Annotated in this window: 1 protein-coding gene; it reads right to left on the bottom strand. The window is 72.5% G+C overall.

Going from position 1 to position 1,762, the window contains the following annotated elements:
* Nucleotides 1-57 precede the first annotated feature (57 nt).
* Nucleotides 58-1,647, bottom strand: a complete 1,590-nt coding sequence (locus ACFWM7_RS35190; protein ID WP_383268833.1) for an alpha/beta hydrolase — start codon at nt 1,645-1,647, stop codon at nt 58-60.
* Nucleotides 1,648-1,762 lie beyond the last annotated feature (115 nt).

Here is a 1,762-nt window from a genome sequence, read left to right as displayed (position 1 = left end):
GGTCCGCCACGCGCGGACCGGGCCCCTTTTCCAGTTTTCCGAGCCGGGCCGCTGCGGTCAGTCGCAGACCGTGCCGGACTTCGGCACCGTACCGTTCAACAGATAGCCGTCGACCGCCCGTTGCACGCACGCGTCCTTGCTGTTGTACGCGCCGTGCCCCTCGCCCTTGTAGGTGAGCTCGACGCCGACGCCCTTGCCCAGCTTCTCCACCATCGCCTTCGCGCCCGCGTACGGGGTGGCCGGGTCGCCGGTGTTGCCGATGACGAGGATCGGCGCGGCCCCGGGGGCGCTGACGTCCGGGGTCTCCCAGGCGCCCGCGACCGGCCAGCCGGTGCAGCTCATCAGCCCCCAGCCCAGGTAGTCCCCGAACAGCGGGGACGCCTTGCGGAAGGCGGGCAGGGCCGCCTTCGTCTGCGCCAGGGAGAACCGCTGCTTGCTGTCGGCGCAGTTGATGGCGATGTTGGCGGCGTTGGAGTTGTCGTACCGCCCGTCCTCCGAGCGGCCGTTGAGCGAGTCGGCCAGGGCGAGCAGCAGTCCGCCGTTCCCGCCGTCCGCCTCGTCCAGGCCCTGTTCCAGCAGCGGCCAGGTCTCCTCGGAGTAGAGAGCGGACGCGATGCCGGTGGTGGCCAGCGTCTGGGTCAGCGTCCGGTCGCCGAGCCCGTCGATGGGCTCCTCCTCCAGCTCGGACAGCAGATCGGCGATGAACTGCTCGACCTCCTGCTGGGTGGCCCCGGGCAGCGCGCAGTCGTCGCGCTCCGCGCAGTCCTTCGTGAAGTTGTCCAGGGCGAGCTGGAACCCCTCGGCCTGCCCGATGGAGGACTGCTCGGCGTCCTTCGTGGGGTCGACCACCGCGTCGAAGACCGCCCGGCCGACCTTGTCCGGGAAGAGGTGGGCGTACACGCCGCCCAGCTCGGTGCCGTACGAGATGCCGAAGTAGTGCAGTTCGTCGTCGCCCAGCACCGTGCGCATCAGGTCCATGTCGCGGGCCGCGTTCGTCGTGCCCACGAAGGGGAGTTCGGGGCCGGAGTTCTCCTCGCAGTCCGCGATGAAGTCCTTCTGCCCCTGCGCGAACTGCTTCTCCTCGGCCGGGTCGTCCGGGGTGGAGTCCTCCTGGTAGAAGGCGTCCAACTGGGCGTCGTCCGCGCACTGGACACCCTCGCTGCGGCCGACCCCGCGCGGGTCGAAGCTGACCAGGTCGTAGCGGGTACGGAGCTTGTCGTACTCGGTGCCGAACGCGGGCAGCGTCGCGACGCCGGACGCGCCGGGCCCGCCGAAGTTGAACACCAGCGACCCGATCCGCCGCTGCTGGTCCTTGGCCTTGCCCCGTACCAGCGCCAGTTCGATCGTGCGGCCGTCCGGCTCCGCGTAATCGAGCGGTACGTCCATGAAGGAGCACTCCCACACCACACCGCCGGGCAGCGGGGACGGTGACTCGCCGCCGCCCTGGGCAGTGTTCGGGGGCGGACAGGGGGACCACTCCAGCTTCTGCGAGGCCAGGTCGTCGGCGGTGGCGGTCGGCGAGGCGGTCGAGGCCCCGGTGGGTGTCGAGGCCCCCTCCCCGCCGCCGTCCGAACAGGCGGCCAGCGGCAGCAGCACGGCGGCGGTGGCGGCGAGGGCGGCGGCACGCAGAGCGGGGGAAGTCCTCATGCCCCCATCGTGCGGCGGGCCGCCGGGGAGCGCGGCCGGGCGCGGTCCATGCGGGTGGCGGCGGGGCAACGGCCCGGGGGGACGGCGGCCCGGCCGCGACCGGTGGACGGCGGCC

Origin of the sequence: Streptomyces sp. NPDC058375 (assembly GCF_042723425.1) — a bacterium.
GTDB classification, from domain to species: Bacteria; Actinomycetota; Actinomycetes; order Streptomycetales; family Streptomycetaceae; genus Streptomyces; species Streptomyces durocortorensis.
Note: the sequence above shows the minus strand (reverse complement) of the source record. Positions and strands in the feature narration are given on the sequence as shown.